At 59.9% G+C, this 25,886-nt stretch carries 28 protein-coding genes and 1 tRNA gene; 16 read left to right on the forward strand and 13 right to left on the reverse strand.

Going from position 1 to position 25,886, the window contains the following annotated elements; translation table 11 throughout:
* Positions 1 to 460 precede the first annotated feature (460 nt).
* A complete protein-coding gene (locus PMI21_RS11105) occupies positions 461 to 901 on the reverse strand; it encodes a hypothetical protein (RefSeq protein ID WP_033064077.1) in 441 nt (146 codons plus the stop codon).
* Between PMI21_RS11105 and trmL the strand changes: the two genes are divergently transcribed.
* Positions 900 to 1,355: a tRNA (uridine(34)/cytosine(34)/5-carboxymethylaminomethyluridine(34)-2'-O)-methyltransferase TrmL gene (gene trmL, locus PMI21_RS11100; protein WP_007939438.1), complete on the forward strand. Its 456-nt coding sequence runs from the start codon at positions 900 to 902 to the stop codon at positions 1,353 to 1,355. The two genes, PMI21_RS11105 and trmL, sit on opposite strands and share 2 nt — an antisense overlap.
* Before the next feature lie 240 nt (positions 1,356 to 1,595).
* Here trmL and secB read toward each other — a convergent pair whose 3' ends face one another.
* Genes secB through PMI21_RS11085 form a run of 3 tightly spaced genes read right to left on the reverse strand, consistent with a single transcriptional unit; the run spans position 1,596 to position 2,807 of the window.
* Positions 1,596 to 2,081 (reverse strand): protein-export chaperone SecB, encoded by a 486-nt coding sequence (secB, locus tag PMI21_RS11095; RefSeq protein ID WP_007939439.1) that lies wholly within the window; start codon positions 2,079 to 2,081, stop codon positions 1,596 to 1,598.
* Between the two features lie 56 nt (positions 2,082 to 2,137).
* Positions 2,138 to 2,392 (reverse strand): glutaredoxin 3, encoded by a 255-nt coding sequence (gene grxC / locus PMI21_RS11090; RefSeq protein WP_007939440.1) that lies wholly within the window; start codon positions 2,390 to 2,392, stop codon positions 2,138 to 2,140.
* A 1-nt stretch (position 2,393) separates the two neighbouring features.
* The gene (locus tag PMI21_RS11085; protein ID WP_007939441.1) at positions 2,394 to 2,807 is read right to left on the reverse strand and encodes a rhodanese-like domain-containing protein; all 414 of its coding nucleotides are present in this window, start codon (positions 2,805 to 2,807) and stop codon (positions 2,394 to 2,396) included.
* Between the two features lie 153 nt (positions 2,808 to 2,960).
* Between PMI21_RS11085 and gpmI the strand changes: the two genes are divergently transcribed.
* The 4 genes from gpmI to PMI21_RS11065 all read left to right on the forward strand — a co-directional run bounded on the left by gpmI (position 2,961) and on the right by PMI21_RS11065 (position 8,086).
* The gene (gene gpmI, locus PMI21_RS11080) at positions 2,961 to 4,490 is read left to right on the forward strand and encodes a 2,3-bisphosphoglycerate-independent phosphoglycerate mutase (protein ID WP_007939442.1); all 1,530 of its coding nucleotides are present in this window, start codon (positions 2,961 to 2,963) and stop codon (positions 4,488 to 4,490) included.
* A 168-nt stretch (positions 4,491 to 4,658) separates the two neighbouring features.
* The gene (locus PMI21_RS11075; RefSeq protein ID WP_007939444.1) at positions 4,659 to 5,951 is read left to right on the forward strand and encodes a murein hydrolase activator EnvC family protein; all 1,293 of its coding nucleotides are present in this window, start codon (positions 4,659 to 4,661) and stop codon (positions 5,949 to 5,951) included.
* A gap of 31 nt (positions 5,952 to 5,982) precedes the next feature.
* Positions 5,983 to 7,302, forward strand: a complete 1,320-nt coding sequence (locus PMI21_RS11070; RefSeq protein WP_007939446.1) for a S41 family peptidase — start codon at positions 5,983 to 5,985, stop codon at positions 7,300 to 7,302.
* A 1-nt stretch (position 7,303) separates the two neighbouring features.
* On the forward strand, positions 7,304 to 8,086 hold the full coding sequence (locus tag PMI21_RS11065; RefSeq protein ID WP_007939447.1) for a divergent polysaccharide deacetylase family protein: 783 nt from the start codon (positions 7,304 to 7,306) through the stop codon (positions 8,084 to 8,086).
* Positions 8,087 to 8,131: 45 nt separating this feature from the next.
* Here the strand turns inward: PMI21_RS11065 and PMI21_RS11060 are convergent, their stop codons facing one another.
* From PMI21_RS11060 to PMI21_RS11030, 7 genes are all read right to left on the reverse strand, one after another.
* Complete coding sequence (locus PMI21_RS11060) at positions 8,132 to 8,887, reverse strand: substrate-binding periplasmic protein (RefSeq protein ID WP_007939448.1); 756 nt, start codon at positions 8,885 to 8,887, stop codon at positions 8,132 to 8,134.
* Between the two features lie 72 nt (positions 8,888 to 8,959).
* Complete coding sequence (hisF, locus tag PMI21_RS11055; protein WP_007897430.1) at positions 8,960 to 9,730, reverse strand: imidazole glycerol phosphate synthase subunit HisF; 771 nt, start codon at positions 9,728 to 9,730, stop codon at positions 8,960 to 8,962.
* Positions 9,731 to 9,739: 9 nt separating this feature from the next.
* Entirely contained in the window at positions 9,740 to 10,477 is a 738-nt protein-coding gene (gene hisA, locus PMI21_RS11050) for a 1-(5-phosphoribosyl)-5-[(5-phosphoribosylamino)methylideneamino]imidazole-4-carboxamide isomerase (protein WP_007939449.1), read from the reverse strand.
* A gap of 42 nt (positions 10,478 to 10,519) precedes the next feature.
* The gene (locus tag PMI21_RS11045) at positions 10,520 to 10,780 is read right to left on the reverse strand and encodes a DUF2164 domain-containing protein (protein WP_007939450.1); all 261 of its coding nucleotides are present in this window, start codon (positions 10,778 to 10,780) and stop codon (positions 10,520 to 10,522) included.
* Positions 10,781 to 11,419, reverse strand: a complete 639-nt coding sequence (gene hisH / locus PMI21_RS11040) for an imidazole glycerol phosphate synthase subunit HisH (RefSeq protein ID WP_007939451.1) — start codon at positions 11,417 to 11,419, stop codon at positions 10,781 to 10,783.
* Entirely contained in the window at positions 11,419 to 12,012 is a 594-nt protein-coding gene (gene hisB, locus PMI21_RS11035; RefSeq protein WP_007939452.1) for an imidazoleglycerol-phosphate dehydratase HisB, read from the reverse strand. The genes hisH and hisB overlap by 1 nt, the downstream gene beginning before the upstream one ends.
* A gap of 283 nt (positions 12,013 to 12,295) precedes the next feature.
* Positions 12,296 to 13,957 carry an OFA family MFS transporter gene (locus PMI21_RS11030; RefSeq protein WP_007939453.1) on the reverse strand — a complete coding sequence of 554 codons (1,662 nt, stop codon included), beginning with the start codon at positions 13,955 to 13,957 and terminating at the stop codon, positions 12,296 to 12,298.
* Between the two features lie 269 nt (positions 13,958 to 14,226).
* On the opposite strand from PMI21_RS11030, the gene PMI21_RS11025 reads away from it, so the two are divergent.
* From PMI21_RS11025 to PMI21_RS11005, 5 genes are all read left to right on the forward strand, one after another.
* Entirely contained in the window at positions 14,227 to 14,631 is a 405-nt protein-coding gene (locus PMI21_RS11025; protein ID WP_007939454.1) for an acetyl-CoA sensor PanZ family protein, read from the forward strand.
* A gap of 77 nt (positions 14,632 to 14,708) precedes the next feature.
* Positions 14,709 to 16,943, forward strand: a complete 2,235-nt coding sequence (locus PMI21_RS11020) for an AsmA family protein (protein ID WP_007939455.1) — start codon at positions 14,709 to 14,711, stop codon at positions 16,941 to 16,943.
* Entirely contained in the window at positions 16,940 to 18,007 is a 1,068-nt protein-coding gene (gene mutY, locus PMI21_RS11015) for an A/G-specific adenine glycosylase (protein WP_007939457.1), read from the forward strand. Before PMI21_RS11020 ends, mutY begins: the two co-directional genes overlap by 4 nt.
* Entirely contained in the window at positions 18,004 to 18,276 is a 273-nt protein-coding gene (locus PMI21_RS11010) for an oxidative damage protection protein (protein ID WP_007939458.1), read from the forward strand. Before mutY ends, PMI21_RS11010 begins: the two co-directional genes overlap by 4 nt.
* 103 nt (positions 18,277 to 18,379) lie before the next feature.
* A tRNA-Phe gene (locus PMI21_RS11005) sits at positions 18,380 to 18,455 on the forward strand.
* Between the two features lie 84 nt (positions 18,456 to 18,539).
* Here PMI21_RS11005 and PMI21_RS11000 read toward each other — a convergent pair.
* Positions 18,540 to 18,989 (reverse strand): hypothetical protein, encoded by a 450-nt coding sequence (locus tag PMI21_RS11000; protein WP_007939459.1) that lies wholly within the window; start codon positions 18,987 to 18,989, stop codon positions 18,540 to 18,542.
* 263 nt (positions 18,990 to 19,252) lie between these two features.
* On the opposite strand from PMI21_RS11000, the gene PMI21_RS10995 reads away from it, so the two are divergent.
* The 4 genes from PMI21_RS10995 to PMI21_RS10980 are packed head-to-tail and all read left to right on the forward strand — an operon-like array spanning position 19,253 to position 22,264.
* Entirely contained in the window at positions 19,253 to 20,317 is a 1,065-nt protein-coding gene (locus PMI21_RS10995; protein ID WP_007939460.1) for a PDDEXK nuclease domain-containing protein, read from the forward strand.
* 59 nt (positions 20,318 to 20,376) lie between these two features.
* Positions 20,377 to 21,351 carry an alpha/beta hydrolase family protein gene (locus PMI21_RS10990; protein WP_007939461.1) on the forward strand — a complete coding sequence of 325 codons (975 nt, stop codon included), beginning with the start codon at positions 20,377 to 20,379 and terminating at the stop codon, positions 21,349 to 21,351.
* Between the two features lie 37 nt (positions 21,352 to 21,388).
* Positions 21,389 to 21,805 (forward strand): hypothetical protein, encoded by a 417-nt coding sequence (locus tag PMI21_RS10985; RefSeq protein ID WP_007939462.1) that lies wholly within the window; start codon positions 21,389 to 21,391, stop codon positions 21,803 to 21,805.
* Positions 21,806 to 21,811: 6 nt separating this feature from the next.
* Positions 21,812 to 22,264 (forward strand): hypothetical protein, encoded by a 453-nt coding sequence (locus PMI21_RS10980; RefSeq protein WP_007939463.1) that lies wholly within the window; start codon positions 21,812 to 21,814, stop codon positions 22,262 to 22,264.
* Positions 22,265 to 22,334: 70 nt separating this feature from the next.
* On the opposite strand, the gene gabP is transcribed toward PMI21_RS10980, so the two are convergent.
* Positions 22,335 to 23,726 carry a GABA permease gene (gabP, locus tag PMI21_RS10975; protein WP_007939464.1) on the reverse strand — a complete coding sequence of 464 codons (1,392 nt, stop codon included), beginning with the start codon at positions 23,724 to 23,726 and terminating at the stop codon, positions 22,335 to 22,337.
* 553 nt (positions 23,727 to 24,279) lie between these two features.
* Here gabP and PMI21_RS10970 point away from each other — a divergent pair.
* Together PMI21_RS10970 and PMI21_RS10965 are read left to right on the forward strand one after the other, a co-directional pair.
* Positions 24,280 to 25,053: an ABC transporter ATP-binding protein gene (locus PMI21_RS10970; protein ID WP_007939465.1), complete on the forward strand. Its 774-nt coding sequence runs from the start codon at positions 24,280 to 24,282 to the stop codon at positions 25,051 to 25,053.
* 13 nt (positions 25,054 to 25,066) lie between these two features.
* Positions 25,067 to 25,813, forward strand: a complete 747-nt coding sequence (locus tag PMI21_RS10965) for an ABC transporter substrate-binding protein (RefSeq protein WP_007939467.1) — start codon at positions 25,067 to 25,069, stop codon at positions 25,811 to 25,813.
* Positions 25,814 to 25,886 lie beyond the last annotated feature (73 nt).

The following is a 25,886-nucleotide window of genomic DNA, read 5'->3' on the forward strand; positions in this document are numbered from 1 at the left end:
TCCCGGGCTGCATTCCCACGCAGAGCGTGGGAACGATCATCGTCCCTCCGTGCACCGCCGCAATGCACCGTGAACCGCAATCGCGCACAACAACCCGTCCCAAATCCCGCGCTTATCTGCAATAAAAACCTTATCGCAAAAACACAGAACCCCCGGAATACGGGGCGTTCAGCGCTACCAAGCGACTTTCTGCTTCAACTTGTTAAAAACTGGCACGCCCCCTGCAATAGTCCAATCAGTGATTCGATTCACTACCCAGTTTCGGGGACCTTGGTACAGGCAGGCCGGGGATTCCCCTCTTTACACCGGGCTCATACCGCAACAGCGACGAGCCCACCCCGTTTTGGGGTCCTTGGTACAGGCAGGCCGGGGATTCCCTCTTTACACCGGGCTCACGATGCAATGCGCGAGCCCTCCCGTTTTGGGAACCTTGGTACAGGCAGGCCGGGGATTCCCTCTTTTATTGCTCTCGGAGATGGATCTCCAGCCGCCAGCGGTCATCGACCTCGCTACCGGCCCACTCGCCCTGCAGTGGCCGGGCCGCCACCACCGTCAGCAACAATCCCCCATCACTCAATCGCGTTCGCCAGTTCACGTCCTTGCCGTTGAGCTTGAGCTGACCTTTCTGTGCACGGCCTTCAGCCTCAAACAACAGCGCAACACTGCCGTCGACCAGCTCGCCGTGGGTTTTGGGTTCGTTGTTGAACCACACCACCAGCCCATCGCTGGTCACCTCGACCTGCTGCAAAACGCTGGGGTCGGGTGCGGTCAGACGACCGATCATCAAGCCCACCATCACCCCGACAATCGCCAGCGAAGCCATCACCCGCGGGAATAGTTTCGAACGGGGATCCGCTTGCGGCGTAGAATGCTGCTCATCTTTACCTTCGGAGCCGTGCATGTTTCACGTCATCCTTTTCCAACCAGAAATTCCGCCGAATACCGGCAACGTTATCAGGCTGTGCGCCAACAGTGGCTGCCACCTGCATTTGATCGAACCGCTGGGCTTCGAGATGGACGACAAGCGCCTGCGCCGGGCGGGGCTCGATTACCATGAGTATGCCACCCTGCAACGCCATGCAGACCTCGCCAGCTGTCTGGAAAGCCTCGGCCACCCTCGACTGTTCGCCTTTACCACCAAGGGCTCGCGACCATTCCATGATGCCAGCTTCGCCGAGGGCGACGCGTTCCTGTTCGGCCCGGAAAGCCGTGGCTTGCCAGCCGAAGTGCTCGACGCCCTGCCCGGCGAACAACGCCTGCGCTTGCCCATGCGCGAAGGCTGTCGCAGCCTGAACCTGTCCAACACCGTGGCCATCGCGGTGTACGAAGCCTGGCGCCAGCTCGGGTTCAAGTAAGCCTGCGAGACACACCGTCATCTTGATCGTTCCCACGCTCTGCGTGGGAACGATCAAGGGACGCTCCGCGTTCCGGCAGCACCGCTGGTATCGAGCCTGGCACCGGTGTGACGCAGAGCGTCACGGGCTGCATTCCCACGCAGAGCGTGGGAACGATCATCGCCCCCCCTGCGAGTTCGTTTGCTCCATGAAAAAAGCGCCCGTTGAAGGCGCTTTTTTCATGGAGCAAACGAAGCTTTTTTATTGAACGGTCGGAGTCTCGCCAGCCGCCTGCATGCGTTGCAGCTCTTGTGCATACAGCGCGTCGAAGTTCACCGGGGCCAGCATCAGGGCCGGGAACGAACCGCGGGTCACCAGGCTGTCCAGGGTTTCGCGAGCGTACGGGAACAGGATGTTCGGGCAGAACGCGCCCAGGGTGTGGCTCATCGAAGCCGCGTCCAGGTTCTTGATCAGGAAGATCCCGGCCTGTTGCACTTCAGCAATGAACGCCACTTCTTCGCCGTTTTTCACGGTGACTGACAGGGTCAGCACGACTTCGTGGAAGTCGCCTTCCAGTGCCTTCTGACGGGTGTTCAGATCCAGACCGACGCTCGGTTCCCACTGCTGGCGGAAGATTGCCGGGCTTTTCGGGGCTTCGAAGGACAAGTCACGTACGTAGATGCGCTGCAAGGAGAATTGCGGTGCGTTTTCTTCTTCGCTAGCTGCAGTGTTCTGTTGGTCAGTCATCTCAGATCCTTTCTGATCTCGGGTCTTATAGGGTTAGCTATTTCTAAGTAACGCAGTCAGGCCTTGAGCATGGCGTCGAGCTTGCCGGCGCGCTCCAGGGCAAACAAATCATCACAGCCGCCAACGTGGGTACTGCCGATCCAGATCTGCGGCACGGACGTACGCCCGGCCTTCTGAGCCATCGCGGCACGCACCTGCGGCTTGCCATCGACCTTGATCTCTTCGAAGGCTACGCCTTTGTTCTCGAGCAAGTACTTGGCTCGAGAGCAATAAGGGCAGTAATCGCTGGAATAGACGACGACGTTGTTCATATCACTTCACCAGTGGCAGATTGTCGGCTTTCCAGCTGGAAATACCGCCAGACAGCTTGGCAGCGGTGAAGCCGGCTTTCACCAGTTCACGGGCATGAGTGCCGGCAGTCTGACCCAGGGCGTCGACCAGAATAATGGTCTTGGCCTTGTGCTTTTCCAGTTCGCCGACGCGAGCGGTCAGTTTGTCCTGAGGGATGTTCAACGCGCCAACGATGTGACCGGCGGCGAAATCCTTGGTCGGACGAATGTCGACCACCACGCCTGCGTCCTTGTTGACCAGCCCGGTCAGTTCACCGGTGCTCAGGCTGCGGCCGCCGCCTTGCATCTGATAGGCCATTAGCAGGGCCGCCAGTACAACGAAGATACCCACGAGAATGTAGTGGTTGGTGGCGAATTGAATCAGGTGATCAACCATCGAAGGAGGTTCCAGGGCGTTAAAATGTCGGCCAGTATACACAGCCACTATGGTGGGCCAAACCCCGTCCGGCGGTGACGGCGCCGGAACTTAGCTTTAAACTCCTACTCCCTTTTCCATCGCCCTCTTTTAATTCAGCCACGAGTGGAATCCATGACTACCACGCCTAAACCTTTGGTCCTGATTATTCTCGACGGCTTCGGTCACAGTGAGAGCCCTGAATCCAACGCCATCTATGCGGCGAAGAAGCCCGTACTGGACCGTCTGTGGGCCACCGTGCCGAACGGCCTGATCTCGGGCAGCGGCATGGACGTCGGCTTGCCGGACGGCCAGATGGGCAACTCTGAAGTTGGCCACATGAACCTCGGCGCTGGCCGGGTGGTGTATCAGGACTTCACGCGCGTGACCAAAGCGATCCGTGACGGCGAGTTCTTCGAGAACCCGACCATCTGCGCCGCGGTGGATAAAGCCGTTGCTGCCGGCAAGGCCGTGCACTTCATGGGTCTGCTGTCCGACGGCGGCGTTCACAGCCACCAGGACCACCTGATCGCCATGGCTGAACTGGCCTTCAAGCGCGGCGCCGAAAAAATCTACCTGCACGCCTTCCTCGACGGCCGCGACACGCCGCCGAAAAGCGCCCAGTCGTCGATCGAGTTGCTGGACGCGACCTTCCAGGCCCTCGGCAAAGGCCGGATCGCCAGCATTATTGGCCGTTACTACGCCATGGACCGCGACAACCGTTGGGATCGCGTGTCCCAGGCCTACAACCTGATTGTCGATGGCGCCAGCGAATTCAACGCCGCCACCGCCCAGGAAGGCCTGCAAGCCGCGTACGAGCGTGGCGAGAGCGACGAATTCGTCAAAGCCACCAGCATCGGTGAGCCCGTCAAGGTCGAAGACGGCGACGCCGTGGTCTTCATGAACTTCCGCGCCGACCGTGCCCGCGAACTGACCCGCGTATTCGTCGAAGACGATTTCAAGGAATTCGAACGCGCTCGTAAGCCTGCGCTTGCCGGTTTCGTCATGCTGACCCAATACGCCGCCAGCATCCCCGCGCCATCAGCCTTCGCCGCGGGCAGCCTGGAAAACGTGCTGGGCGACTATCTGGCGAAAAACGGCAAGACGCAGCTGCGCATCGCCGAAACCGAGAAATATGCCCACGTGACCTTCTTCTTCTCCGGCGGTCGCGAAGAACCGTTCCCGGGCGAAGAACGCATCCTGATCCCGTCGCCGAAAGTCGCCACCTATGACTTGCAGCCCGAGATGAGTGCCCCGGAAGTCACCGACCGCATCGTCGATGCCATTGAAAACCAGCGCTACGACGTGATCGTGGTCAACTACGCCAACGGCGACATGGTCGGCCACAGCGGTGTGTTCGAGGCGGCTGTCAAAGCGGTCGAGTGCCTGGACCTGTGCGTGGGCCGCATCGTCGATGCGCTGGAAAAAGTCGGCGGCGAAGCCCTGATTACCGCCGACCACGGCAACGTCGAGCAAATGTCCGACGCCTCCACCGGCCAGGCCCACACTGCCCACACCACCGAGCCGGTGCCGTTCATCTATGTCGGCAAGCGTGACTTGAAGGTTCGCGAAGGCGGCGTTCTGGCCGACGTGGCACCGACCATGCTGAAGTTGCTGGGGCTTGAGAAGCCTGTGGAAATGACCGGGACTTCGATTCTGGTGTAATCCGCCTCTTCAAACACCGCCAAACCCTGTGGGAGTGGGCTTGCTCGCTCCCACATTGGTTTGCGGTGTTTTTCCGTCCAGTTATCACACAGCCCTAATTGGGCATTTTTTTTGCTGCGCTTGGCGGGCATACTAGGCTCGTCCCTTTCCCTGGTGTCGCCCGCCTCTATGCTTCGCGTCCTGATAGCCCTCGCTCTGACATGCCTGCTCCAACCGGCCTTTGCCGACGAGCGCACGCAAACCCAACAACAGTTGGACGCCACGCGTCAGGACATTGCCGAACTGAAAAAGCTGCTGGGCAAGCTGCAGGAAGAAAAGTCCGGGGTGCAGAAAGACCTCAAAGGCACCGAAACCGAGATGGGCAAGCTCGAGAAGCAGGTCGAGGCGCTGCAAAAAGAGCTGAAGAAAAGCGAATCCGAGCTGCAGCGACTCGATGCCGAGAAAAAAAAACTCCAGAGCGCGCGCGTTGATCAGCAACGACTGATCGCCATCCAGGCCCGCGCGGCCTATCAGAATGGCCGCCAGGAGTACCTGAAACTGCTGCTCAACCAGCAGAATCCGGAAAAATTCGCCCGCACCCTCACCTATTACGACTACCTGAGCCAGGCCCGTCTGGAGCAGTTGAAGAACTTCAACGAAACCCTGCGCCAATTGGCCAATGTCGAAAAAGACATCTCCATGCAGCAAGCGCAATTGCTGGTGCAGAAAAGCAGCCTCGACAGCCAGCGCGACGAACTCGACAAGGTCCGCAAAGAGCGCCAGCAAGTCCTGGCCAAGCTCAACGACGACGTGAAGGCTCGAGACCAGAAACTGGCCGCCCGCGAGCAGGATCAGGCAGACCTGTCTAAAGTCCTTAAAACCATTGAAGAAACCTTGGCCCGTCAGGCCCGAGAGGCAGAAGAAGCGCGACAAAAAGCGCTGATCGCCCAGCAGGAAGCCGAAAAAAAGCGGTTACGTGAGGCTCAGGCTGCAGCAGACGCCACCGATGCCCCACGCAAACCTGTTAAATCGACACCCGGCGCCCTGGTTTCAAGTTCGGGCGAGACCTTTGGCGGCCCCTTTGCTTCCACCCGCGGCAAACTTCCATGGCCGGTTGATGGTCGACTGCTGGCGCGCTTCGGTGAAACCCGTGGCGACGATGCCCGAACCAAGTGGGACGGCGTGATGATCAGCGCCTCCGCCGGCAGCCAGGTGCATGCCGTTCACGGCGGCCGCGTGGTATTTGCTGACTGGCTGCGCGGCGCCGGGCTGCTGGTGATTCTCGACCACGGCAACGGTTTTTTGAGTCTTTACGGTCACAACCAGACGCTGCTCAAGTCTGCGGGTGACGTGGTAAAAGCCGGTGAGTCCATCTCCACTGTCGGTAACAGTGGCGGGCAGGACACACCAGCACTGTATTTCGCTATTCGTCAGCAGGGTCACCCGAGTGATCCAGCGCAATGGTGCCGTGCGCAAGGATAAGCACGCCATCTACTTCAGGAGTTCGTTCGACATGCTGCATTTGTCCCGCCTTACCTCGCTGGCCCTGACGATCGCCCTGGTGATCGGCGCGCCTCTGGCGTTTGCCGCTCAACCGGCCCCGGCGGTCGCGCCTGCCGGCACTGCTGCGACCACCAAGGCGCCATTGCCGCTGGACGAGTTGCGCACCTTTGCCGAAGTCATGGACCGGATCAAGGCAGCCTATGTAGAACCGGTAGATGACAAGACCCTGCTGGAAAACGCCATCAAAGGCATGCTCAGCAACCTCGACCCGCACTCCGCCTACCTGGGCCCGGAAGACTTCGCTGAGTTGCAGGAAAGCACCAGCGGCGAATTCGGCGGCCTGGGCATCGAAGTCGGCGCGGAAGACGGTTTCATCAAAGTGGTTTCGCCCATCGATGACACCCCGGCTTCCAAGGCCGGCATTCAGGCCGGCGACTTCATCGTCAAGATCAACGGCCAGCCGACTCGCGGCCAGAGCATGACCGAAGCCGTGGACAAGATGCGCGGCAAGATCGGCCAGAAGATCACCCTGACCCTGGTGCGCGACGGCGGCGCGCCATTCGATGTGACCCTGGTCCGCGCCATCATTCAAGTGAAGAGCGTGAAGAGCCAGTTGCTGGAGTCTGGCTACGGCTACATCCGCATCACCCAGTTCCAGGTCAAGACCGGCGAAGAGGTTTCCAAGGCCCTGGCCAAGCTGCGCAAGGACAACGGCAAGAAGCTCAGCGGCATCGTCCTCGACCTGCGTAACAACCCGGGCGGCGTGCTGCAATCGGCGGTGGAAGTGGTCGACCACTTCATCACCAAGGGCCTGATCGTCTACACCAAGGGCCGCATCGCCAACTCCGAACTGCGCTTCTCCGCCACCGGCAAGGACGAAAGCGAAGCCGTGCCAATGGTCGTGCTGATCAACGGCGGCAGCGCCTCAGCCTCGGAAATTGTTGCCGGCGCCCTGCAGGATCAGAAACGCGCGGTGGTCATGGGCACCACCAGTTTCGGCAAAGGTTCGGTCCAGACCGTGTTGCCGCTGAACAACGACCGCGCACTGAAAATCACCACGGCGCTGTACTACACGCCGAACGGCCGCTCGATCCAGGCTCAGGGCATCGTCCCGGACATCGAAGTGCGCAAGGCCAAGATCACCAACGAGCAGGACGGCGAGTACTTCAAGGAAGCCGATCTGCAAGGTCACTTGGGCAATGGCAACGGCGGCGCCGACAAACCAAGCGGTTCGGGCGGCAAAGCCAAGGCCATGCCGCAGGATGACGATTACCAGTTGGCCCAGGCCCTGAGCCTGCTCAAAGGGCTGAGCATCACCCGCGGCCACTGAGATGCGCTTGCGGTTGCTACTCGGTCTGCTGTGCAGTCTGGCGGGTGTTGCTCACGCGGCGCCCGCCACCACAGCGACCACACCTCACAAGGCTTATCTGAGCCTGATCATTGATGACCTGGGGCAGAACCTGCCCCGGGATCGTCGCGTGCTGGCCCTGCCCGGTCCGGTCACCACGGCGATCATGCCCGATACACCCCACGCCACCGAATTCGCCCGCGAAGCCCATCGCGCCGGCAAGACCGTCATCCTGCACATGCCCATGGACCCGGCCACCGGGCCGTTCGCCTGGCATCCCGAGTTGCCCATCGAAGAACTCGAGAAGCGCCTGAATGCGGCGTTCAACGCAGTGCCATACGCTGCCGGCATCAATAACCACATGGGCAGCCGCATGACCGCTCAGCAACCGGCCATGGCCTGGTTGATGGCGGACTTGCAGCGTCGGCACAAGTTCTTCGTCGACAGCCGCACCAGTGCACAAACCGTGGCCGCCGCCGAGGCGCAGAAGATTGGCTTGGCAAGTGTTTCGCGGGATGTGTTTCTGGATGACGAGCCCACCGAAGCGGCGATCTTCACGCAGCTACAGGCGGCGATCAGCCTGGCGCGCAAGCAGGGCTCGGCGGTGATGATCGGGCATCCGTATCCGCAAACGCTGGCGGTGCTGGAGCGTGAGTTGCCCAAGCTCAAGGCGCAGGGGATTGACTGGATCGACATCAAATTGATGATCAGCGTGCGTGGCAATCGCGCGACAGCTGCGCATGGCAAGGATGGCGTCTACCGCTAACTTCCCACAGTGGTATATGCATGACAGAAGGTTGGACGTTGAGCGCTACAAATACCGCGCCATGATGTCGTCCACCACGCCTTCCTTGCGCAACTGATCCAGCGCGGCCTGCAGCTTGACCACGGTCTCATCCGGCACGCCCTTGTTCAGCGCCAGGTACAACTCGGCGCTATTGAAGCGCAGCACGGTCTTGAGCCCGGTCACCCCGTCCTGCCGCGCCAGGTAACGCCCGGCCGGATCGCCGGTGGCCCACAGGTCAATCTGACCGTTAACCAGCTTCTTCGCGTTGTCCTGATCGCGCAGCACCACAATCGGCTTCAGCCCTTGCTTGGCCAGTGTCTCGGCAATCGCATCGCCCTTGTAGGCGCCGATTTTGTATTTGCGCGCCTGCTCCAGCGACTCGAGGGTGATCTTGCTATCGGCCTTGGCCAGCATGATCCAGTCGTCCGGACCGATCGGGCCGACCCACTTGAAGAGTTTCTCGCGGTCCGGCAACCGCGCCATCACAAACACGCCATAACCGGGCTTTTCCAGGGCGAGTTTGTAGATTCGCTCCCAAGGGAAACGCAGCGTCAGGCTGTAGGGGATGTCGGCGCGCTTGAACATCTCGCGGACGATGTCCACGGCGATGCCGTTGATATTCTCGTCCTGGGCGAAGTTCTTGCCGTTCTTCGCCATGTTGTACGGCGGGAAGTTTTCCGTCAGCAACACCAGGCCGGTGTCGGGACTTTCTTCGGCATGAACTCCGTTGATGAACAACAGAGAAACGCTGGCGAGGGCAAGAAGAAGTCGTTTAAGCATGTCGGGCTACCGGAATCCATGGCGTGCCCAAGAGTGCCTTGAGCCCGCCATACTGTCCACTGGCCTGTATGTTTAACGCATCACGATTCCGCGATGAGCCATGTAGGCCTTGGCTTCCTGAACGGTGTATTCGCCGAAGTGGAAAATACTCGCCGCCAATACCGCGCTGGCGTGGCCTTCGAGAATGCCATCAGCCAGGTGCTGCAAGTTGCCGACACCACCGGAGGCGATCACCGGAATCCCCAGCGCATCGCTGATGGCGCGGGTGACGCCCAGGTCGAAGCCGTTTTTCATGCCGTCCTGATCCATGCTGGTCAGCAGGATTTCACCGGCACCGAGGCCTTCCATCTTCTTCGCCCACTCAACGGCGTCAAGGCCGGTTGGCTTGCGACCACCATGAGTAAAGATTTCCCAGCGCGGGGTTTCGCCCGGGCCGGAAACTTTCTTGGCGTCGATGGCGACGACGATGCACTGCGAGCCGAAATGCTGCGCCGCTTCGCCGACGAATTCCGGGTTGAACACTGCAGCGGTGTTGATCGAGACCTTGTCCGCGCCGGCATTGAGCAGGTTGCGAATGTCCTGCACGGTGCGCACGCCGCCGCCCACGGTCAGCGGGATGAACACCTGGCTGGCCATGCGCTCGACGGTGTGCAGCGTGGTGTCGCGACCGTCGACGCTGGCGGTGATGTCGAGGAAGGTAATCTCGTCGGCACCCTGCTCGTCGTAGCGACGGGCGATTTCCACCGGGTCGCCGGCGTCGCGAATGTTCTCGAACTTGACGCCCTTGACCACCCGGCCGTTATCCACGTCCAGGCAAGGGATGATGCGTTTGGCCAGCGCCATGGTGAGTCCTCAGCCTTTGTACGAATCGCAGAAAGCTTGCGCTTCAGCGACATCGAGGGTGCCTTCGTAAATCGCCCGGCCGGTGATGGCGCCGATGATGCCCGGCGCCTTGGCGTCGAGCAGCGACTTGATGTCACCCAGATTGTGGATACCGCCGGATGCAATGACCGGGATCTTCGTCGCAGCAGCCAAAGCAGCGGTGTAAGAGACGTTGCAGCCCTGCATCATGCCGTCTTTGGCGATGTCGGTATAAACGATCGCGGACACACCGTCGGCTTCGAATTGCCTGGCCAGGTCGATGACCTGCACGGTGCTGATTTCAGCCCAGCCATCGGTGGCGACGAAACCGTCTTTGGCATCGAGGCCGACAATCACCTTGCCTGGGAACGCGCGGCAGGCTTCGGCGACGAAGGCCGGATCTTTCACGGCCTTGGTGCCGATGATCACGTAGCTCACACCCGCTTTCACGTAGTGTTCGATGGTTTCCAGGGAACGAATACCGCCGCCGATCTGAATCGGCAGGTTCGGGTAGCGCTTGGCGATGGCGGTGACCACTTCGCCGTTGACCGGCTGGCCTTCGAACGCACCGTTCAGGTCGACCAGATGCAGACGACGGCAACCGCCCTCCACCCACTTGGCAGCCATGCTCACCGGGTCATCGGAGAACACCGTGGAATCTTCCATGCGGCCCTGGCGCAGACGAACACAGGCACCGTCTTTGAGATCGATAGCGGGAATAATCAGCATCTGGCAAACCTTCAAATTCGAGTGTTCAGCTTCGCTCGGAAATCAGTTTTTCTCGAGCGCCCACAGGTCGCTTTCGATGCTTTCGAACCTCTCTTTGAGGTGCGTCTGCACATCGAAAATCGCCCTGTTGTAATAGTGCGGAGCAATTTCGCGGGTAAACAGCTCAAGGATTTCAGCCGCTTCGAATGAACCCAGGTCCAGTTCGAAGCGGTCCTCCATGAAGCGTTTGATCTTGTGATTGGCCTCGCTCTCCTGCTCGGGAGTGAGGGTCAGGATCGGCGGCTTGCTCTTCTTGACAGCCATTTACCAGCGACCGTCCCACGCAGCGAAGTTCTGCAGCAATTGCAAGCCATGGGTATGGCTCTTCTCCGGGTGGAACTGCACGGCGAAACGCGAGCCATCGGCCAGCGCGGCGGCGAAATCGACCCCGTAATGACCGCTACCGACCACCTGCCGTGCATTGTCGGCAGCGATGTAGTAGCTGTGCACGAAGTAGAAGCGCGCCAGGTCCGGAACGTTGTGCCACAGCGGGTGACTCACCGTCTGCTTCACTTCGTTCCAGCCCATGTGCGGCACTTTCAGGTGCTCGCCATCTTCGTGCAAATCTTTGCCGAAGAACTTCACCTGGCCCGGGAACATACCGATGCAGTCGACGCCGTCGTTCTCTTCGCTACTGTCGAGCAAGGCTTGCATGCCCACGCAAATGCCAAGGAACGGACGGTCCTGGCTGACTTCACGCACCAGCGAATCGAAGCCCAAGCGACGAATCTCCGCCATGCAATCGCGAATCGCGCCAACGCCGGGGAATACCACCCGGTCGGCTTCGCGAATCACGTCGGCATCGCTGGTGATCAAGACCTTGCCGGCACCAACGTGCTCGAGGGCCTTGGCCACCGAGTGCAGGTTGCCCATGCCGTAATCGATAACCGCGACCGTCTGCATTACAGAACGCCTTTGGTCGAAGGCATTTGCCCGGCCATGCGGTCATCCAGCTCCACGGCCATGCGCAGCGCGCGGCCGAAAGCCTTGAACACAGTCTCGATCTGGTGGTGGGTGTTGTGCCCACGCAGATTATCGATGTGCAGGGTGACGTTGGCGTGGTTGACGAAGCCCTGGAAAAATTCCTGGAACAGGTCAACGTCGAAGCCGCCGACGGTAGCGCGGGTATACGGAACATGCATCTGCAAGCCAGGACGGCCGGAGAAGTCGATCACCACACGCGACAGCGCTTCATCGAGCGGCACGTAGGCGTGGCCGTAGCGACGGATGCCTTTCTTGTCGCCGATGGCTTTGGTGAAGGCCTGACCCAGGGTGATACCGACGTCTTCCACCGTGTGGTGGTCGTCGATATGCAGGTCGCCCTTGCTGACAATATCCAGGTCGATCAGCCCGTGACGGGCGATCTGGTCCAGCATGTGCTCAAGAAAAGGCACACCGATATCAAATCGGGCCTTTCCGGTGCCATCCAGGTTGATCGAGGCTTTGATCTGGGTTTCCAGAGTGTCGCGCTCGACAGACGCCATACGTTCGGCCATCACCAGCTCCGCAAAAAATCATTGGGGCGAAAAAGGCAGCCATTATAGGGTCGCGGGCGCTAAACAGAAACACAGGAGGTGATATGACTGACGGAGTGAACCCCGTGCCGTCGGGGATAGACATGTCAGTACAAGCATCCCAGGACCACTGATCGCTCCCACGCTCTGCGTGGGAGTGCAGCCCTGGACGCTCCGCGTCCGCTCTGAAGGTGACGCGGAGCGTCACGGGAGGCATTCCCACGCGGAGCGTGGGAACGATCAGTTACAGGGGTAATGCGTTTACTTAGTGGAAGAGAACAGCCGTTTTCTGCAGGGTCACCCAAACACCCCACGCCAATGGAATCCCCACCACCAGCCACGCAGCCACCGCCAAAGGCTTGGTGCCCGCATCCGCTTTCCACTCCAGCACAGTGCTGGCGTCAGCACCTTTGTCGTGGCCCAGCGCCTGTTCGGCGGCCAGTTCAGCGTCGGTCATGAAGTACTTGTCGGCCACCGGGCGCACCAGCAGGTTGCAGATGAAACCCAGCACCAGCAGGCCCGCGAGAATGTACAGGGTGATGTCGTACGCTGCGGCACGTTCAACGCCGATGCTCAGCTGATATTCACGCAGATAGTTCACCAACACCGGCCCCAACACACCCGCCGCCGCCCAGGCCGTCAGCAGACGACCGTGGATCGCGCCGACCATTTGCGTACCGAACAGGTCCGCCAGGTAAGCCGGCACCGTCGCAAAACCACCGCCGTACATCGACAGGATGATGCAGAACGCCGCCACGAACAGCGCAACGCTGCCCAGGTGACCGAGGTTCGGGATCAGCGCGTAAAGGGCGAAACCCAAGGCGAAGAACACAAAATAGGTGTTTTTGCGGCCCAGGTAGTCCGAGAACGAAGCCCAGAAAAACCGGCCACCGATGTTGAACAGGCTCAGCAAACCGGTGAAACCGGCAGCAATGGCAGCGATCGAAGCCAGTTGCGAAGCGTCCAGCTGACCGAACGTCAGGTCGTTGCCAAGCAATTTACCGGCGAACACTTCCTGCAACAGCGGCGAAGCCATGCCGAGGATGCCGATACCCGCCGAAACGTTCAGGCACAGCACCAGCCACACCAGACGGAATTGCGGGGTCTTCCACGCCACATTCACGTGGACGTGGCGATGAGTGATCATCGCGTTCGAGGCTTTTTTCGCCGGGGCCGTCCAGCCTTCAGGCTTCCAGCCGGTTGGCGGAACGCGATAGGACAGCGCGCCACCGATCATGAACACGAAATAGATCGCGGCCATCACCAGGAAGCTCTGCCATACACCGACACTGGTTGGCGAAGCAAAGTGGCCCATCAGGGCTGCAGCCAGTGGAGCGCCGACCATCGCGCCGCCACCGAAACCCATGATCGCCATGCCGGTCGCCATGCCGCGCTTGTCCGGGAACCACTTGATCAGGGTCGAGACCGGCGAGATGTAGCCCAACCCCAGGCCGATACCGCCAATGACTCCGGAGCCGATCCACATCAGCCAGATCTGGTGGGTATAGACCCCCAACGCCGAAATCAGCAGACCGCCACACCAGCACAATGCCGACACAACGCCCGCCTTGCGAGGACCTGCGTGTTCGAGCCAGCCACCCCAGATCGCTGCCGAGCAGCCAAGGAAGATGAAGAACAGGGTGTAGATCCAGCCGAGCATCGAGATCGGCCAGTCGCATTGAGACGAAAAGACCTGGGCGATGAAGCTCATGTCCGGCGCGCAAGTCACGGCTTTGGTGACGCCCAGGGCTTTGGACAGTGGCAGCCAGAACACCGAAAAGCCGTAGGCCATGCCGATGCACAGGTGGATGGCCAGAGCGGCCGGTGGTACAAGCCAACGGTTAAAACCGGGCTTGGCGATGATGCGCTCCTTGGACAGGAACGCAGGCTGGTCGGCAAAGCCGTCCGCCGTGATGCTCGTAGTCATGGTGTTTCCCCCAATTATTAGTAGGGTTCGCCAGCGCTCCTCACCCCCAGCCTTTATGCACGCAGGCATGACTATTTTTAGGTGAAGCTTCATTTTGGTGCGACATCACGTCGCAGAAGGACGGACGAACGGGCAGAGGTTACCATTTGCACGTGACAGAAAAACCAAACTGATATCACCTTTTGTATGTCATCCGATCTCGTACCACTGGATGAACATTGTTTTCACGCGTACGGGGAATGGCTCCGTTTAACTTCACAGGAATCTCCATGCCGATCATCGTCGAGCTGCTGAACCAGGCCACTTATCAGGATCAGCAAGATCTGCAGAAGATCTACCGCGACGCCCCAGACTGGCTGTTTGCGCCATTTACAGGGGATGCCGGGCTGATCGAAAGCTGCTTGCGGGACGGCTCGCTGATCGCCGGACGCTTCAACGATCGCTTGCTGGGCGCAGCACGTCTGCAACGGCACCATGACACCTGGCATTTGTCCCATTTATGCGTGCGAAAAATCACCCGCCGCCGTGGTGTTGCCGAGCGCCTGGTGAGCGAAGCGCAGAAAATGGCGGCGCAATCGGGCGCGACATTGCACTTGCTGGCGCCTGCCGGGCACCTAGAAGCCCAGGCGCTGGCGGCTAAGCTGAAAGTGCCGCTGGATGTGCTCCCGACATGATCGCTGACCGGGCGGCCACTTCGGGGCGCTATACTCCCCGGCTAAATTTCGAATTCGACTAATACAAGGACTCGCCCATGAAAGCGTTCGGCAAAATCCTGGGTCTGGTACTTCTCGGGCTGTTGCTGATCATTGTGGCGCTGGGCTTTGCCCTGACCCACCTCTTCGATCCCAACGACTATAAAGACGAGATTCGCCAGATTGCCCGCGACAAGGCCCACATCGAGCTGACGCTCAATGGCGATATCGGCTGGAGCCTGTTCCCTTGGCTGGGCCTGGAGTTGCACGAAGCCAGTGTGGCGACCCTGGCCAAGCCCACCGAGCCGTTTGCTGACCTGCAGATGCTCGGCCTGTCGGTCCGCGTGATTCCGCTGCTGCGCCGCGAAGTGCAGATGAGCGATGTGCGCGTCGAAGGCCTGAACCTGCGCCTGAACCGCGACAAGGACGGCCACGGCAACTGGGAAGACATCGGCAAGGTGCCGGCGCCTGCCGCTCCGACGACCCCGGCCATGCCGTCCGCCGCCACCGGCGAACCCGCGCCAACGACCACCGCCCAGGCAGAAAAACCGGCTCAGCCGATCCGCTTGGACATCGACAGCCTGACCGTCAACAACGCCCGCGTTGAGTACAGCGATGAGAAAACCGGCAAGCAGTTCAGCGCCGAAAGCATCCAGCTGAGTACCGGCCCGGTACATGACTCGACCAACATCCCGGTCAAACTCACGGCGTTCCTGGGTACCAACCAACCGGTTCTGCGAGTGCGGACCGAGCTGGCCGGCGAGCTGCGTTTCGAGCGTGCGCTGCAGCGCTACAAATTCGAAGACATGAAACTCTCCGGCGAAGTCTCTGGCGATCCGCTGCAAGGCAAGACCATGACCTTCGCCGCTCAAGGTCAGTTGCTGCTGGACAAGGCCGCCAACGTCGCCGAATGGACCGGAATCAAGATCTCCGCCAACCAGTTGCGCGCCTTGGGTGAACTGAAGGCCAACGACCTCGACAAGACTCCGCAAATCAGCGGTGGCCTGTCGATTGCCCAATTCGATCTGGCGAAATTCGTCGACAGCATCGGCCAGAAACTTCCGGCGATGGCCGAAGGCAGCCTGAGCAAAGTCGAACTGGTCAGCCAGGTGGCCGGCACGCCGACCAGCCTGTCGCTCGACAACCTCAACCTGAAACTCGACGACAGCAACTTCAGCGGCCGCATCGCTATCGAAGACTTCGCCAAACAATCACTGCGGGCAACCCTCAAGGCTGACACCTTTAACGTCGACCGTTACCTGCCGCCGAAATCCGCCGAAGCCAATAGCGCAACTCAGGTGCGCAAGGCCGAAGTCGCCAGCACCGAGGCCGAGGCCATGGCCGGCGCGGGCAGCACGCCGCTGCCACCTTCACCAACCAAAGGCCCTTGGAGCACTGAACATCTGTTGCCGGTGGAGCGCTTGAGCAAACTCGACGTGGACGCCGACCTGACCTTCGGCCAACTGACCCTCGACAAACTGCCGATTCAGAACGCGGCGCTCAAGGCTAACGGCCAGGGCGGCTTGCTGACTCTGGAGAACTTGCGCGGCGATCTGTACGACGGTGACTTCGAAGCCAAGGGCACCCTGGATGTACGCCAGCAAGTGCCGGCGCTGAACATGCAGACACGCATCAGCAAAGTGCCTGTGGAAAAAATCCTCGAAAGCCAGGGGAAAAATCCGCCGGTCAAAGGCCTGGTCACGCTCAACAGCGCCCTGACAGGCAGCGGCAATAGCCAGAGCGCGCTGATCGACAGCCTCAACGGCAACGCCAGTTTCGTCATCAACAACGGCATGTTGCTCAATGCCAACCTTGAGCAACAGCTGTGCAAAGGCATCGCCACCCTGAATCGCAAAACCCTCAGTGGCGAACCGCGGGGCAAGGACACGCCGTTCGAGGAGCTCAAGGGCAACCTGATTTTGCGCAACGGCGTGGCCAATAACCCGGACCTGAAAGTGCGAGTCCCGGGGATGACCGTCAACGGTAGCGGCGACATCGACCTGCGGGTACTGGGCATGGATTACCGCCTCGGCATCATCGTCGAAGGCGACAAGAGCGACATGCCAGACCCGGCTTGTCAGGTCGGCGAGAAATTCGTCGGCATCGAATGGCCGCTGCGCTGCCGTGGTCCGCTAGAGCTGGGCGCCAAGGCTTGCCGCCTCGACAACGAACGCATGAGCCAAGTCGCCAGCAAACTGGCCGGTGAGCGGATCAGCGAAAAAATCGACGAGAAGCTCGGCGACAAAGTCAGCCCGGAACTGAAAAACGCGCTCAAGGGGCTGTTCAAGCGATGAGAGCCGAGCAGTTTTCAACAGCCGTGCTGGATTGGTACGACCGCCACGGCCGCCACGATTTGCCGTGGCAACAGGGCATCACCCCTTACCGGGTGTGGGTCTCGGAAATAATGCTGCAACAGACCCAGGTCAGTACGGTGCTGAACTACTTCGACCGGTTCATGGCCTCGCTGCCCACCGTCGAAGCCCTGGCCGCAGCACCGGAAGACGAAGTGCTGCACCTGTGGACCGGCCTCGGTTACTACACCCGCGCGCGCAATCTGCAAAAGACCGCGAAGATTGTGGTCGCCGAATACGGCGGCGAGTTTCCCCGTGATGTGGAAAAACTCACCGAGCTGCCGGGTATCGGTCTGTCCACGGCCGGGGCGATTGCCAGCCTGAGCATGGGCATCCGCGCCCCGATCCTCGACGGCAACGTCAAACGGGTGCTGGCGCGCTTTACCGCGCAAGAGGGTTATCCGGGCGAGCCGAAGGTCGCCAAACAGCTGTGGGCCAACGCTGAGCGCTTCACGCCATACGATCGGGTCAACGCCTACACCCAGGCGATGATGGATCTGGGCGCGACGCTCTGCACCCGCAGCAAGCCGAGCTGCCTGCTCTGCCCGCTGGAAAAGGGCTGCGAAGCACACATGCTCGGCCTGGAAACCCGCTACCCGATCCCCAAGCCACGCAAAGCCGTGCCACAGAAGCGCACGCTGATGCCGATGCTCGCCAACGGCGACGGCGCGATTCTGCTTTACCGTCGCCCTTCCACGGGCCTGTGGGGCGGTCTCTGGAGCCTGCCGGAACTCGATGACCTCGACGACCTGCAACATCTGGCCTCGCAGCACTCGCTGGAACTGGGCAGCCAGCAGGCACTGCCGAGCCTGGTGCACACCTTCAGCCACTTTCAATTATCCATCGAACCCTGGCTGGTGCAGGTCCAGGAGGCCGGCCATCACGTGGCCGAGGCCGACTGGCTCTGGTATAACCTCGCCACCCCGCCGCGCCTGGGCCTTGCCGCCCCGGTCAAAACCTTGCTCGAACGCGCGGCCGCCGTATTGAACGCAGGAGAGTCGTCATGACCCGCACCATCATGTGCCGCAAGTACAAAGAAGAACTGCCCGCCCTGGAGCGCGCTCCATTCCCGGGCGCAAAAGGTCAGGACATTTTTGACCACGTCTCGGCCAAGGCCTGGGCCGACTGGCAGAAACACCAGACCCTGCTGATCAACGAAAAACGCCTGAACATGATGAACGCCGAAGACCGCAAATACCTTCAGGGCGAAATGGACAAGTTCTTTTCCGGCGAGGAATACGCCAAGGCCGAAGGCTACGTTCCACCTGCTCAATAATTGATCAAAATCCGGGGTCGGCACGTAAGCGACGGTAATAATTAAATATTTTTTGAAAACTTGCTTGACGACCCCCTGAAAAACCCGTTTAATGCGCCCCGTTGCCCAGATAGCTCAGTCGGTAGAGCAGGGGATTGAAAATCCCCGTGTCGGCGGTTCGATTCCGTCTCTGGGCACCAAATACCGAAAACCCTGAATCGCAAGATTCAGGGTTTTTTTATGCCTGCGATTTAATCGGGCATCACGCAAGCCACCTCTCCTGACTAGTTTTGACCGCCCCAGTGGAAAACCAGATTGCGAGCGGCACCACTGCCGACATCCGCTGTATCACGCCGCACCTCACCTTTATGCGTGGCGACAACGGTGTACTTGCCGGCCGGCAGCTGAACGTAAACCAACGGTCCAGCCTCACTCAGTGTCAGCACGGTCTGCCCTGCGGCTTTCTGAATAACCAGATCCACATCGGGAACGTATTCGTCCTGAGGCCCGGTAGAGAAGGTCATGTGCAGGTTGTAGCCCTTGGTTTGTTGAATGGCTTTAGCCTCGTCCTCTCCAATCCCCCCGGACAGGTAGGTAATCCCGTTTTGCTGTTGCTGCTGGACTTGCACGGCTGAGCTGTCGATCGGCTCAAGGCTGGCGGCGTTAAGCACGAATGGCAACATCAGTACGCCGACAGCGGCAATGGGCAGCATGAATGAATGGACGTACTTCATGATGGCGACTCCCGGGTTACACAGAACCCAATCGTTACTCCTTTTAGATTTATCGCCGGATACTCAAGTTTTAGAACGATTCGGAATTGGGTTAACTACGAATCGGACTACGCAATCCGCTCCTCAAATACAGGGAGCAATCGGTTTGGTCCTGCATAACGAATCCGGCATTTCCTTCCGGTTTACCAGCAGCGCCCGGCATCGCCGACTATCGCTCTCTTGCCATCCTCTTGCGCCTGTCTCCTTCAGCCGCGGAAGATGTCATGAGCACCCTCAAACCCGATAACACTCAAGATCCACAAATGGCTTCACTGCTCGGCAGTCTTGGCGAACTGATCCGTGAAGCGCGTCAGAAGGTGCTGCGAGCGGTCGATACCGTTCAGGTGCAAACCTGTTGGCAGATCGGCCGGCATATTGTGGAATTCGAGCAGGAAGGGGCTCGGCGGGCGGCTTATGGCAAGCAGCTGCTGTCGACACTGGCGCATGCACTGACAGCGGAGTTTGGAAAAGGCTTCGACACCTCTAATCTCCGTTACATGCGCCAGTTCTATCAAGCATTCCCAATTCGTGACGCACTGCGTCACGAATTGAGCTGGACCCACTACCGCAGGCTGCTGCGAGTCGACAACGACAACGCTCGCCACTGGTACATGAACGAATCAGCGCTCCAGAACTGGTCAAGTCGCGCCCTTGAGCGCCAGATCAACACCCTCTACTACGAACGCCTGCTGGCGAGCCGCGACCGGTCTGCCGTCAAACAGGAAGCCGCCACCAACATCCAACAAATCAACGCCAGCCCTCGGGATTTCATCCGGGACCCCGTGCTACTGGAGTTTCTCGGCCTGCCCAATGCGGGCCTGGTTCAGGAAAGCGAACTTGAACAAGCACTGATCAATCAACTTCAGGGTTTTCTGCTCGAACTGGGCAAAGGCTTCGCCTTCATCGCTCGCCAGCAACGCATCAGTACCGACAGCAGAGATTTCTACATCGACCTGGTGTTCTACAACTACCTGCTCAAATGCTTCGTCATCTTTGATCTCAAGCGCGGTGAACTGACCCACCAGGATGTCGGCCAGATGGACATGTATGTGCGCATGTACGACGACCTCAAGCGCGGTCAGGAGGATGGCCCCACCGTCGGCATCATTCTCTGCGCGCAGAAAGATGAATCGGTGGTGCGCTATTCGGTGCTGCAAGGCAACGAACAGCTGTTCGCCAGCAAGTACAGACTGGTACTGCCCAGTGAGGAGGAACTTCGTGCAGAACTGGATAGGGAGCGAGCGATGCTTGAAGAGCGATTACTCAAGCGCCCCGATAAGCGCGGGTAGATTGTTCATAAACGGCGTGAAGACTATGGTGAGTGACTCGTCGCAAAGGTTCAAAGCCGATGAACTTGCAGGACATGCCCTCACTGGCCCCGACTCAACTCGAGTTGCCGTTGCCCACCCGCACACCCGGCGAATCCTTCAAGGAGCCCGCCGCCGACGGCTTCCTCCTTGGCGGCTTCAGCTGGCGGCACGCCCTTCAAGACCCATCACGCCCGGTGGTGATCATCAACGCCGCCACCTCAGTCCGTTGCCGGCACTACTCGCGCTTCGCCGATTACCTGTTCGCCAATGGCTTCGACGTGATCACTTATGACTACCGCGGCATCGGCGAGTCGCGCCCCGAATCATTGAAAGGGCTTGAGGCCTCATGGTCTGACTGGGGCGCGCTGGATTTCGAGGCGATGCTGCAAAGGGCGCAACGCGAGTTTGCAGGACAACCCATCAATGTCGTCGGCCACAGCTTTGGCGGCTGTGCTGCGGGACTGGGCGCTTCCGGGCATGTGATCCAACGCCTGGTGACGGTGGGCGCGCAGTTCGCTTACTGGCGCGACTACGCCCCTGCCCATCGTTGGCGGATGCTTGCCAAATGGCACGTGGTGATGCCGTTGATGACGATGCTTTGCGGCTACTTCCCGGGTAAACGTCTGGGCTGGCTCGAAGACACCCCCGCCGGCGTGGTTCGCGATTGGAGCATGCCCAGCGCCCGATATGAGCAACGCCCCAGCGGTCGCCTCATCCACGCCAAAACCGGCCAGCTGCCCTTCGCCAACGTCAGCGCACAAACCCTGGCCATCAGCCTCAGCGACGACCCCTATGGCACGATTCCAGCCATCGAGCGCCTGCTCGGCTACTTCACCAACAGTACAAATACCCACCTGAGAATCGAGCCACAGGACATCGACGAAGAAGAAGTCGGACATTTCGCCTTTTTTCGCAGCGCATACCAAGCCACACTATGGCCCATTGCATTGTCCTGGCTGCGGACCGGCGAGCTGGCCCCCGATACACCCGGGCGGCGAGTGCCACGCAGTTGATTGATGCGCCCTCTCAACGAATTACGGAACGACGCCCATGGCCTCCGCCAACAAGCAGAACAAACGCGCCTCCCGCGCCAAAGCAAAGGCCAAGCAGAACCGCACCCAGCGGGCCGCCGCGCCGGTCGAGCTGGACCCGAACGACGATCGCATCGATTTCGAATCGGTGGACCTGACCGAACTGTTCAAAAAAATGATCGACGCCGAAAAGACCAGCCAGCAGGCAATGTGCACAGCCTTCCTTGAAGACCCGCTGCTGGAGCTGGTGTACGAACAGGAAGGCGAAGAAGGTGCGATGGACTTCATCCTCGCGGCGCTGATCGAGTACCGCCAATGGTCCACCGAGACCGACGAAGCCGGCGCCCTGGCGTGGATCGAATCCCCGGCCTTCCAGGCTGATTACGTGGCGGCGTCCGACGCCATCGCGGCCCAAACCCAACAGAAAACCCACTGAGTTCCCATGGCATCCCTGAACAAGCAACACAAACGCGCCAAACGCGCAAAGGCCAAAGCCAAGCAAATCCGCATGGTCGGCAGAAAACCCGCCGATCTGAACGATGACCTGGGTGAGATCGGCGAACCGATCCCGGAATACACCCTGGCGATGTTCAGCAAAATGCGTGACGCCGAGGCCACCAGCCGCAACGACATGCTGCTGACCCTGCTGTCGAACCTCGCCGGGATCATCAGCGACCATCCGGAACTGCTGGACATGGAAAACGCCGACAACGAAGCCATGGCCGCCACGCACCTGGCCGCCGACATGCTGATTGACTACCGCATGTGGGCCGATGGCATGGACCGCGATGCCGCCCAGGCCTGGCTGACCGATCCGCAATTCATCACCGACTTTGGCGATGCGCTGGACAGTTATCGTCAGTCGCTGGAGCTGCCGGTCGAAAAGGCCGAGTAAGGTCACCCCGGAAGTAAAAACGGCCGCTTGTCATCACTGACAGCGGCCGTTTTGCGTTACGCGGTACGAATCAGTTCAGCACCACCGCGCCTACTTTCTGCAACTTGCGACGACGAGCCACAAACAACCCGGCCGCTACGACCAACGCGCTCAGCAAACCAGTAGCCAGGATTTCCACGCGATGGGCGTCCTGGAACAGCATGATGGTCAGGGCCGCGACAATGAATACGATCACCGCGTAGGTCAGGCCTGGGAACAGCCACATGCTGAAGACGATTTTTTCGCCGCGAGCCATGCGCTGTTTGCGCATACGCAGTTGCGAAATCGCGATCACCAGATACACCAGCAGCGCGATGGCGCCGGAGCTGGCCAGCAGGAATTCGAACACAGCGGCCGGGGCCACGTAGTTGGCGAATGTGGCCAGGAATGCCGCGCCGGTGGACAGCATCACCGCCCAGTAAGGCGTGCCGCTGTTATTGGTGCGTGTCGACATGGCCGGTGCATCACCGCGTTTGCCCAAGGAAAACAGCATGCGCGACGAGGTATAGAGCGCCGAGTTCAGGCAGCTGGTAACAGCGACCAGTACCACGATGTCGACGATCATCTTGGCGTTCGGAATGCCCATGCGCTCAAGCACTGTCTGGTACGAGCCCAGGTTGGCCAGCGTTGGATCGTTCCACGGCACCAGCGCCACAACGATGAAGATCGAGACAAGATAGAACAAACCGATCCGCCAGATGACCGAGTTGGTGGCCTTGGAAATCTGCTTGCCCGGGTTCTTCGACTCCGCGGCCGCGATGGTCACGATCTCGGTACCCATGAAGGAGAACATGGTGGTCAGGATGGCACCCAACACCGCGCCCATACCGTTCGGCAGGAAGCCCTGGGTGTCGAACAAGTGCGAAACGCCGCTGACCTGGCTGGTTGGCAGAAAGCCGAATATCGCCAGAACACCGAGGATGATGAAACCGATGATCGCCACTACCTTGAGCAGGGCGAACCAGAATTCGAACTCACCGTAGTTTTTTACGCTGAACAGGTTGGTCACGGTCAGCAGCATTGTGATGATCAAGGCAAAAGCCCAGATATCCACGCCGGGGAACCAGGCATGCAGGATGGTTGCGGCGGCGTTGGCTTCCAGCGGAATCACCAGCACCCAGAACCACCAATACAGCCAGCCGATGGTGAAGCCGGCCCAATGGCCGATGGCACGGTCAGCGTAAGTCGAGAACGAGCCGGTATCAGGCGATGCAACCGCCATTTCGCCGAGCATGCGCATCACCAACACGACCAACATGCCGGCAGCGGCATAGGCCAGCAACACAGCAGGGCCAGCGGCGGCAATGGCGTGACCGGAGCCTACGAACAGACCTGCACCGATCACCCCGGCGATCGACAGCATGGTCACATGACGCGGTTTGAGCCCCTGTTCAAGGCCATTGGAGCTTGGGGAACTGCTCATTAAAACTACCTTTGTAAGGAAAAGCGGAAGCGTGCATCCCGTTTGGCGTTCCTTCTCGTAAAAAGAAACCAACAGGGCGTTCCGTATTCTGCACGCAATAATTGCGCCAAAATGTTGCAAACTCCTCAACCTCGGGGCTCTCAGCCTGATCGGGTAGTTATCGCAAGTCATTGAGATTAATGGCAATTTGCCAGAGCGTTACCCGGCGACCCACTTTGATAACGAAACAGCGCACCAGAAACACACCCCGTAATCGCCCCACGCACAATAAAAGTGCGGATCAGGAACGTTTGGCCGGTTAACGCTTCCAACACCCCGCCAAAGCTGGCAACATCGCGCCTTTTTTTACGGGACAGCCGCACCCCATCGGGTTCAAACGGCTGTTCGGTTGATAGCACCGCGACAGTCTGCTGTACCGATGCGACAACCTGCCACACGCCATCCGTTTACCGTCCCTAGCGCTGTTGGCTGCCATTCGAACGCTATGCTAGCTTGGCCGCCTCGCCAGGAAGGCGACCAACAGCAGGAGCGCAACACACTATGAGGAACGCACATGGCTGAGGCCACGCCCGCGCTTGAAATCCGCAACTTGCATAAACGCTACGGACAGCTTGAGGTGCTCAAAGGCATCTCGCTGACCGCCCGCGACGGCGACGTGATCTCGATCCTGGGCTCCTCCGGTTCCGGCAAGTCCACGTTCCTGCGTTGCATCAACCTGCTGGAAAACCCGCACCAGGGCCAGATCCTGGTGGCCGGCGAAGAACTCAAGCTCAAGCCCGCCAAAAACGGCGAACTGGTCGCTGCCGACGGCAAGCAGATCAATCGCCTGCGCAGCGAGATCGGTTTTGTGTTTCAAAACTTTAATCTCTGGCCGCACATGAGCGTGCTCGACAACATCATCGAAGCCCCGCGCCGCGTGCTCGGCCAGAGCAAGGCCGAGGCCATCGAAGTCGCCGAAGCCCTGCTGGCCAAGGTCGGCATCGCTGACAAGCGCCACGCCTACCCCGCGCAACTCTCCGGCGGCCAGCAGCAACGCGCGGCCATCGCCCGTACCCTGGCGATGCAGCCCAAGGTGATCCTGTTCGACGAACCCACCTCCGCCCTTGACCCGGAAATGGTCCAGGAAGTACTTAATGTCATCCGCGCACTGGCCGAAGAAGGCCGTACCATGCTGCTCGTGACCCATGAAATGGGCTTCGCCCGTCAGGTTTCCAGCGAAGTGGTGTTCCTCCACCAGGGCCTGGTAGAGGAGCAAGGATCGCCACAGCAGGTGTTCGAAAACCCGCTTTCGGCGCGCTGCAAACAATTCATGTCCAGCAACCGCTAACGGAGCTACCCGCATGCAGAACTACAAAAAGATCTTCCTGGCTGCGGCCGTCACCCTGGCCTTCAGCGCCGGTGCCGCCGCCGAGACCTTGAAGATGGGCATCGAAGCGGCCTACCCGCCGTTCAACAACAAAGATGCCAGTGGCAATGTCGTCGGCTTCGACAAAGACATCGGCGACGCCTTGTGCGCCAAGATGAAAGTCGAGTGCACCGTGGTCACCTCCGACTGGGACGGCATCATCCCGGCCCTGAACGCCAAGAAGTTCGACTTCCTGATCTCCTCGATGTCGATCACCGCCGAGCGCAAGCAAGCGGTGGACTTCACCGAACCGTACTACTCCAACAAGCTGCAGTTCATCGCCAAGAAAGACGTCGACTTCAAAACCGACAAGGCTTCGCTGCAGGGCAAGGTAATCGGCGCCCAACGCGCGACCCTGGCCGGTACCTGGCTGGAAGACAACATGGAAGGCGTCGAAGTCAAACTCTACGACACCCAGGAAAACGCCTACCTGGACCTGACCTCCGGTCGTCTGGACGGCATCCTGGCCGACAAGTACGTCAACTATGAGTGGCTGAAAAGCGACGCCGGCCGTGCTTACGAATTCAAGGGCGACCCGGTGGAAGAAAGCGACAAGATCGGTATCGCTGTTCGCAAGAACGACCCGATCCGCGAAAAGCTGAACGCTGCGCTGAAAGAAATCGTCGCTGACGGCACCTATAAGAAGATCAACGACAAGTACTTCCCGTTCAGCATCTATTGATTCTGACCTGCCTGACCGGCGCCGTTCGCTGACGGCGCCAGTCCCCGGCATTGCCTGCCGCGATTTGAAAAGA

It is taken from the genome of Pseudomonas sp. GM18, from assembly GCF_000282195.1.
Classification (GTDB): domain Bacteria; phylum Pseudomonadota; class Gammaproteobacteria; order Pseudomonadales; family Pseudomonadaceae; genus Aquipseudomonas.

What these genes read in the sequence shown, in the direction of transcription:
- trmL (WP_007939438.1), top strand. Translation starts at nt 900, where the DNA reads ATGTTTCACGTCATCCTTTTCCAACCAGAAATTCCGCCGAATACCGGC.
- PMI21_RS11105 (WP_033064077.1), bottom strand. Translation starts at nt 901, where the DNA reads ATGCACGGCTCCGAAGGTAAAGATGAGCAGCATTCTACGCCGCAAGCG.
- secB (WP_007939439.1), bottom strand. Translation starts at nt 2,081, where the DNA reads ATGACTGACCAACAGAACACTGCAGCTAGCGAAGAAGAAAACGCACCG.
- grxC (WP_007939440.1), bottom strand. Translation starts at nt 2,392, where the DNA reads ATGAACAACGTCGTCGTCTATTCCAGCGATTACTGCCCTTATTGCTCT.
- PMI21_RS11085 (WP_007939441.1), bottom strand. Translation starts at nt 2,807, where the DNA reads ATGGTTGATCACCTGATTCAATTCGCCACCAACCACTACATTCTCGTG.
- gpmI (WP_007939442.1), top strand. Translation starts at nt 2,961, where the DNA reads ATGACTACCACGCCTAAACCTTTGGTCCTGATTATTCTCGACGGCTTC.
- PMI21_RS11075 (WP_007939444.1), top strand. Translation starts at nt 4,659, where the DNA reads ATGCTTCGCGTCCTGATAGCCCTCGCTCTGACATGCCTGCTCCAACCG.
- PMI21_RS11070 (WP_007939446.1), top strand. Translation starts at nt 5,983, where the DNA reads ATGCTGCATTTGTCCCGCCTTACCTCGCTGGCCCTGACGATCGCCCTG.
- PMI21_RS11065 (WP_007939447.1), top strand. Translation starts at nt 7,304, where the DNA reads ATGCGCTTGCGGTTGCTACTCGGTCTGCTGTGCAGTCTGGCGGGTGTT.
- PMI21_RS11060 (WP_007939448.1), bottom strand. Translation starts at nt 8,887, where the DNA reads ATGCTTAAACGACTTCTTCTTGCCCTCGCCAGCGTTTCTCTGTTGTTC.
- hisF (WP_007897430.1), bottom strand. Translation starts at nt 9,730, where the DNA reads ATGGCGCTGGCCAAACGCATCATCCCTTGCCTGGACGTGGATAACGGC.
- hisA (WP_007939449.1), bottom strand. Translation starts at nt 10,477, where the DNA reads ATGCTGATTATTCCCGCTATCGATCTCAAAGACGGTGCCTGTGTTCGT.
- PMI21_RS11045 (WP_007939450.1), bottom strand. Translation starts at nt 10,780, where the DNA reads ATGGCTGTCAAGAAGAGCAAGCCGCCGATCCTGACCCTCACTCCCGAG.
- hisH (WP_007939451.1), bottom strand. Translation starts at nt 11,419, where the DNA reads ATGCAGACGGTCGCGGTTATCGATTACGGCATGGGCAACCTGCACTCG.
- hisB (WP_007939452.1), bottom strand. Translation starts at nt 12,012, where the DNA reads ATGGCCGAACGTATGGCGTCTGTCGAGCGCGACACTCTGGAAACCCAG.
- PMI21_RS11030 (WP_007939453.1), bottom strand. Translation starts at nt 13,957, where the DNA reads ATGACTACGAGCATCACGGCGGACGGCTTTGCCGACCAGCCTGCGTTC.
- PMI21_RS11025 (WP_007939454.1), top strand. Translation starts at nt 14,227, where the DNA reads ATGCCGATCATCGTCGAGCTGCTGAACCAGGCCACTTATCAGGATCAG.
- PMI21_RS11020 (WP_007939455.1), top strand. Translation starts at nt 14,709, where the DNA reads ATGAAAGCGTTCGGCAAAATCCTGGGTCTGGTACTTCTCGGGCTGTTG.
- mutY (WP_007939457.1), top strand. Translation starts at nt 16,940, where the DNA reads ATGAGAGCCGAGCAGTTTTCAACAGCCGTGCTGGATTGGTACGACCGC.
- PMI21_RS11010 (WP_007939458.1), top strand. Translation starts at nt 18,004, where the DNA reads ATGACCCGCACCATCATGTGCCGCAAGTACAAAGAAGAACTGCCCGCC.
- PMI21_RS11000 (WP_007939459.1), bottom strand. Translation starts at nt 18,989, where the DNA reads ATGAAGTACGTCCATTCATTCATGCTGCCCATTGCCGCTGTCGGCGTA.
- PMI21_RS10995 (WP_007939460.1), top strand. Translation starts at nt 19,253, where the DNA reads ATGAGCACCCTCAAACCCGATAACACTCAAGATCCACAAATGGCTTCA.
- PMI21_RS10990 (WP_007939461.1), top strand. Translation starts at nt 20,377, where the DNA reads ATGAACTTGCAGGACATGCCCTCACTGGCCCCGACTCAACTCGAGTTG.
- PMI21_RS10985 (WP_007939462.1), top strand. Translation starts at nt 21,389, where the DNA reads ATGGCCTCCGCCAACAAGCAGAACAAACGCGCCTCCCGCGCCAAAGCA.
- PMI21_RS10980 (WP_007939463.1), top strand. Translation starts at nt 21,812, where the DNA reads ATGGCATCCCTGAACAAGCAACACAAACGCGCCAAACGCGCAAAGGCC.
- gabP (WP_007939464.1), bottom strand. Translation starts at nt 23,726, where the DNA reads ATGAGCAGTTCCCCAAGCTCCAATGGCCTTGAACAGGGGCTCAAACCG.
- PMI21_RS10970 (WP_007939465.1), top strand. Translation starts at nt 24,280, where the DNA reads ATGGCTGAGGCCACGCCCGCGCTTGAAATCCGCAACTTGCATAAACGC.
- PMI21_RS10965 (WP_007939467.1), top strand. Translation starts at nt 25,067, where the DNA reads ATGCAGAACTACAAAAAGATCTTCCTGGCTGCGGCCGTCACCCTGGCC.